Here is a 5,881-nt window from a genome sequence, read left to right on the forward strand (position 1 = left end):
CGATAAAGTCGCTGATGCCGTTCTGCTTGTGGATGCCCCGTCCGTCGCGGGTCCACTGCTCCCCCAGCATGCCGCCGCCGCGCACATGGGCGATGGCGTAGACAAAGCCCCGATCCAGCAGGCTTAACAGCTCTTTCTGGTAGTAGGGGCGCATCGGCGTGCCATAGGCGCCATAGCCGTAGAGCAGTACGGCGCGAGGGGCCAGATCCTTGCGCCATACCAGCGAGACAGGCACCCGGGTGCCATCGGCAGAAGTGATCCAGCGCCGCTCGCTCTGATAGGGCAATGCTTTATTGCCTGCGGTGTGCTGGTCGTTGATCCACTGGCCGCTGTTTAAATCCAGCCAGCGCTGGCCGGGGGGCTGGCTCAAGCCCTGACTGCGCACCAGAATACGGTCGCTGGCCGGGTCATGTTCTCCTTGCAGCCAGCCGGTACCGGCGCCACTGGCCAGCGGCAGGCGCTGGCGTTCATGGCCGTTGCGATCGAGCAGGGCGAGCCAATCCTCCCCCTGCTGGCGAAACTGCACCACCAGATGGCGATCAAACAGTCGCCACTTCTCGGGATCGCCGAGATCCTCCTCTTTGGCGGGCCACAGGCGCTGCCACTCACCGAGCGGCGTGCTGGCTGAGTAGAGGGCAAACGTCCCCTCCCGGTTGCTCTTGATCACCCAGCCGGATTGGCTGTCCAGATAGTATTCCACCCCGCGCTGGCGGGGTTTGACCTGCTGCGGCTTGCCCGAGTCGAGCAGGTACTGCTCCGAACTGTCGTGGTTGTTGCCCTGCAACACCAGATGTTGGTCATCCGTGGTGCGATAGAGGCTGAGCAGCCAGGCGGGATCCTGCTCCTCATAGAGAGTCTGCTCCTGGCCATCCTGCCAGCCGCGCAGCTGCCAGGGGCGCAGGGTGTAGCGCTCGTTGGCGATGGTGTAGAGGGTGCGACCATCTTGTGACCAGGCGAGATCAGCGCTGCGCTGTGCCAAACTGGCCAGCACCTTGCCGCTCTGGAGATCGAGCAGGGTGACCTGATAGTCGAGATCGCCGCGCCTGTCTTCGGCGATGGCCAGCGTGCGGTTATCCGGGCTCAGGGCCCAGCCGCCCGCTTCGTAATAGGCCTCACCCGCTCTGGCGGGAAGCCGTTGCTGCACCTTGCCCCCGTGGCGTTGCCAGAGTGAGCCATCCGGGCGCAGCTGCCATGCCTGATCGCCGCGCACAAGCCAGTTGTCCGGTACGGGTTCACCCGCCGGATGGCGGGCAAACTCGGCGCGCAAGGTTGCTTCCAGCGGCTGCTGCGCGGCGAGCTGCTGCTCGCTCCAGCGATTTTGCTGCTTGAGCAGGGCGAGAATGGCCGGGTTGCTACGGCTCTCGTCCCGCAACCAGAAGTAGGGATCCTGGCGTACGGGATTGCCTGAAATCAGGTGCGATTGGGACGGGATCGGCGGTGGCAGGGCCTCTTGCGCCCACGCCAACGGGGCGGCCAACAGGGCCGCCATGATTGCATGATGCTTCATCACATCCCCACGAAACGGTAGCTGAGGCTGGCTGACAGGTAGCGGCCGCTCTGGCTGTAGAGGGAGGTGTCGCTGCCAGCCGGAAGTCCGGCCACATCCTGATAGCGGACGTAGCGGGTATCGAGCAGGTTGCCGATGGTGGCATTGACCTTTAGCGCTTCGGTGATCTGCCAGTCGCCGGTGAGATCCAGGCTGAACCAGCCTGCGCTGCTCTGGCAGGCACCGTTGTAGCCAGTCTGCGCATTGGCGCACTGGGGCACCTTGGTCATGGCGGCGGCATAGTTGCCACTGAGCTCAACCCCCCAGTCGAGCTGTTGCCAGCGCAGGGTGGTGTTGCCTTCCAGCGGTGTCTGGGTTCGCAGCGGCTCACCACGGTGATCCTTGCCATCCATCCAGGCCAGATTGGTCGAAAGCTCCCACTCGTCGCTCAGCCAGAGGCTGGCGGCCAGCTCGGCGCCCCAGGTTTCTGCTTTGGCAACGTTGCGATATTGGCGCAGGAAGACACCGTCATCGAGGCGAAAACCGGTCTGGCGCCAGTCGATGAAGTTGTAGTAGCGGTTGTAGAAAACGGCCGGTTTGACGCTCCAGTTGTCGCTTTGGCCATTCACTCCCCACTCCAGACTGTGGCTGGTCTCCTCCTTGAGGTTGGGGTTGGCAATGATCTCGAATGGCGGCATAGCAAAGTAGTGAGGAATGTTGCCGTAAACCTGATCGTAAGCGGGGGCGCGGAAGCCGTTGGCATAGCTGAGCCAGCTGCGCCATGTTTCGTTGAAGCGGTAACTGGCCGCCACACTGGGGGAGATGTGGTCGCTGTGGTTCTCGGCCAGATTACTGTCCGGTGTGCGCAGGCGCTGGCGGTCAAAGCGCAGGGTCGGGGTAAACTGCCAGCTGCCCAGATCGATCACATCGCTCAGCCAGATGCCATCGCGGCGGGTCTCGGCCTTGCTGAAGGGGGCTTTCTGTCCCTGGGTGGTGATGCCATCTTCCAGGGCCAGATTGCTGACCGGCCGCTCGTGGTTGGCCTGCTCCAGCTCCACACCGTAGCTGAAGGTGTGGTCCAGCGAGCCGGTGCTCAGCTTGCTCTGCAACTCCAGCTCGCTGCCAAGGCGCAGCTCCTCGAACGTGGAGAGGGTGCGCTGGCTGCGATATCTGGGATAGCCGCTCAGGGCATCGTTGCGCAGCAGCTGGCGCTGGTTGGCCTCGTTGCGGGACTGGTTGCCAAACAGGCTCCAGTTGAGGGTATCGACCATGCCCAGATCGCTGGCTTCCCAGCTGAACTTGCCGCCCTGGGTGCGCTGATCGCCATCTTCCTGAAAACCGACCACGTCCCAGCTGCCATCGGGTTGGGGCACCGCTTTGGGCCCCATCTGGCGTTTGGCGTGATCCTCGTAGTAGTCCAGCTCCAGCCGCAGAGCGTGATGGGCATTGAGGGGGAGGCGGCTGCTGGTGGAGGCACTCATGCCATCCAAATCAGCCGGAATGCGGTTTTCCTCAAAGTTGGCGGTTTCGTTGCCACGCCAGCCGGAGAGGCGCAACAGATGTTCGCTCTCCAGTGCCCGCACCGCGCCGGTCATGCTGAGCTTCTTCTTGTTGCTGTCGCCACCGTAGAGGGTTTTGGCCGCCAGATAGCTATCTTGCTGTTGCAGATAATCTTCTGGCTGCTTGGTATTCATCACCACGGTGCCGCCGATGGCATCGGAGCCATGCAGGGAGGAGCCGGCCCCCTTGGCCACTTCAATCTGCTTGATGTCATCGAGATCGAAGTTGAAGCGACCCACCTTGTCATTGATGTTGTCGGCGCCAAAGCCGTCGCTGACGCGCACCCCATCCTTGATCAGCAGGATGCGGTTGCCACCGATGCCGCGCACGCTGATGTTTTGCGGTCGCCCGGCAGAGCCGGTGACCGAGACACCGGGGATCTTGCGAAACACATGAGTCAGCTCGCTGGCGACCTGACGGTCCAGCTCTTCCTGGGTGATGACGGTGATGGAGCCGGAAACATCGGAGAGTTTCTGTTGTACCCGTTGCCCGGTGACAATGATGGTGTCGTCGCTGCGAGCCTTCTCTACAGGGGGAAGATCGGCCGCGCCAGCGGAGGCACACAGGAGTGCCGGCCATGCCTGAAGCAGTTTGTTCATAATGATAATTGTTTTTATTTAAGCCTGAGGGGCGGCATTATTGCAGAGGCCTGACCACTTGACAATAAATGGCAATCATTATCATTAAGATCTTATGGTGTTGATATTATTGAGTTATTTGTTTTTAGAGAGAGGCTCCCGCGCGAGGCGGGAGCGGGGGGATCAGGGCTTGAGCAGTTGCAGCGACTCTTCTGCGGCCTTGCCTTGGGAGAGGGTGATATCGACCCGGCGGTTCGCCTGGCGATGTTCGGGGGTGTCATTGGCAAAGCGGGGTTGGGTGTCGGCAACACCCTGAGCGATGACTCGTCTGGCATCCAGCTGGGGGTTGGTCAGCATGGTCTGCACGATGGAAGAGGCTCGCAGCACCGAGAGCTCCCAGTTGTTGCGATAGAGCTCCACCGGCGCCTGGGAGTTGTCGGTATGACCGGTGACCACTACCTGCCCTGGGATGTTGGCCAAAATGCCGGCGATCTTGTTGACCAGCGGGATGAACTGGGGCTGCAGGAACGCCGAATCGGCGGGAAACAGCGCCTTCTCGCCGATGCGGATCACCAGCTGACTGCCAAGCTGCTCGACCTCCAGATCCTTCGATTCAATCTGGGCCTTTAGCTGCTGCTCCAGCTTCTGCTTGGTCACCTGCACCCACTCCTGCTCCTTGGTCTTGTGGGGCCAGGCCTCGGTGGCACTCGGTTTTTCCGAGGCACCTATGGTCTCGTTGAAGGGATCCGATGCCGCCATGGGGGCATCTTTCTCCAGCACAGTCTCCTCTTTCGGGCTGCTCGGCGTAGTCTTTGATTCTGGCTCGAGAATCCCTGTGCCCCCCTGCATCAAGGGTGAGCCGGCAGGCGGGGAAATGAGGCCGATTTTACCCAGCGACTCGATAAAGCCCTGGATAAGCACCCGGGTTTCGGACTGCTTGGCCATGGCAAAGGAGTAGAGCACCACAAACAGGGCGAACAGCAGGGTCATGAAGTCGGCATAGGAGACCAGCCAGCGTTCGTGGTTCTCCGGTGCTTCAGCTTTTTTCTTTTTTGCCACCATGGCCTCCCATAAATGGTTCGAGGGATACTTGCAGGCGCGCCTGTGACTCGCCGTCCACGATGCAGAGAATGCCGGTCAGGGTCATCTCCTTGTAGTGGCGGATCTGGTGGGCAAATGCCTTGTAGCGGTTGCCGAACGGCAAGAAGATCAGGTTGGCGGCAGCAACCCCGTAGATGGTGGCGATAAAGGCCACTGCGATGGCGCCACCCAGCTTGTCGGGCGCATCTAGCAGACCCATGGCGTGGATCAGGCCAAACACCGCGCCCACTATCCCCATGGTCGGGCAGTAGCCGCCCATGGCTTCATAGAATTTGACCGTCTGTTCGAGATCTTCTTGCTCAAATTCGATCTCGTTCTCCAGCACCTCGTGGATTTTCCCTTTCTCGTAACCATCAACCATCATCTGCACCCCTTTCTTCAGGAAGGGATCCTTGATCTCGTCGATCATCCCTTCCAGTGCGAGCATGCCGCTGCGACGGGCGTTGCCAGCCAGGGTCTCCAGCAACTGGGCTTGCTCCAGCATGTCCAGCTTGAGCGGGGAGAGCAGCCACTTGAAACGTTTGGCAGTTTTACCGACAACTGAGAAGGGGAACTGGGTCAACGCGGCACCTATGGTGCCGCCGATCACAATAAGAAATGCGGGCAAATCGAGCAGCGCACTGGGATGGCCGCCTTCTATGATATTTCCGCCAAGAATGCAGATCAGTGCAAAGACAAGGCCTATCAAGCTCATTTTTTCTACGTCCCTGAATATTGATAATGGCTAGTGTAGCTACTTAAGTATCAGTTTTTCAAAATGATATCCAATCGATGAGCAATAATGGGCGCTGGGTAACGTCCATAAAAGAAGGCGTGTTGTGGTCATGGGATGGTCTTGCAATGATCTTGTTGCCTGGAAGGATGCTTGTCGGGTTGGGCAATCATAAAAGCAAGGTAGGGGGGCGGGGGCTGGCAATGCGAGAAGCTGTTATATTCCATCAGGGCTTTGCAAACCGGGGGATGAGAGCGTGGATGATCCGCCGCTACGTGGCTGGTGCTCACTTGTAGGCCTAGGAGTTTGCGTTTGCCGGAAAGCAAAAAACCGACCCTGAGGTCGGTTTTTTTAAATTTGGCGGTGAGGGAGGGATTCGAACCCTCGATACGTTGCCGTATACACACTTTCCAGGCGTGCTCCTTCAGCCACTCGGACACCTCA

General features: G+C 60.0%; 5 protein-coding genes. All 5 read right to left on the reverse strand.

Annotated features, from left to right (window positions below):
* Window positions 1-1,507, reverse strand: a 1,507-nt coding sequence (locus DBR30_RS11335; RefSeq protein ID WP_108588351.1) for a prolyl oligopeptidase family serine peptidase, incomplete at its 3' end; no start/stop codon positions are given.
* Window positions 1,507-3,645 carry a TonB-dependent hemoglobin/transferrin/lactoferrin family receptor gene (locus DBR30_RS11340; protein ID WP_108588352.1) on the reverse strand — a complete coding sequence of 713 codons (2,139 nt, stop codon included), beginning with the start codon at window positions 3,643-3,645 and terminating at the stop codon, window positions 1,507-1,509. The genes DBR30_RS11340 and DBR30_RS11335, both read right to left, overlap by 1 nt.
* 162 nt (window positions 3,646-3,807) lie before the next feature.
* Window positions 3,808-4,686: a flagellar motor protein MotB gene (locus DBR30_RS11345; protein ID WP_162519562.1), complete on the reverse strand. Its 879-nt coding sequence runs from the start codon at window positions 4,684-4,686 to the stop codon at window positions 3,808-3,810.
* Window positions 4,661-5,419 (reverse strand): flagellar motor protein, encoded by a 759-nt coding sequence (locus DBR30_RS11350; protein WP_108542094.1) that lies wholly within the window; start codon window positions 5,417-5,419, stop codon window positions 4,661-4,663. Before DBR30_RS11350 ends, DBR30_RS11345 begins: the two co-directional genes overlap by 26 nt.
* A gap of 128 nt (window positions 5,420-5,547) precedes the next feature.
* Window positions 5,548-5,881: hypothetical protein (locus DBR30_RS21350; RefSeq protein ID WP_219927561.1), on the reverse strand; the 334-nt coding region annotated here is incomplete at its 5' end.

This window comes from Aeromonas sp. HMWF017 (genome assembly GCF_003061465.1).
GTDB lineage: Bacteria > Pseudomonadota > Gammaproteobacteria > Enterobacterales > Aeromonadaceae > Aeromonas > Aeromonas veronii.

What these genes read in the sequence shown, in the direction of transcription:
- DBR30_RS11340 (WP_108588352.1), bottom strand. Translation starts at nt 3,645, where the DNA reads ATGAACAAACTGCTTCAGGCATGGCCGGCACTCCTGTGTGCCTCCGCT.
- DBR30_RS11345 (WP_162519562.1), bottom strand. Translation starts at nt 4,686, where the DNA reads ATGGTGGCAAAAAAGAAAAAAGCTGAAGCACCGGAGAACCACGAACGC.
- DBR30_RS11350 (WP_108542094.1), bottom strand. Translation starts at nt 5,419, where the DNA reads ATGAGCTTGATAGGCCTTGTCTTTGCACTGATCTGCATTCTTGGCGGA.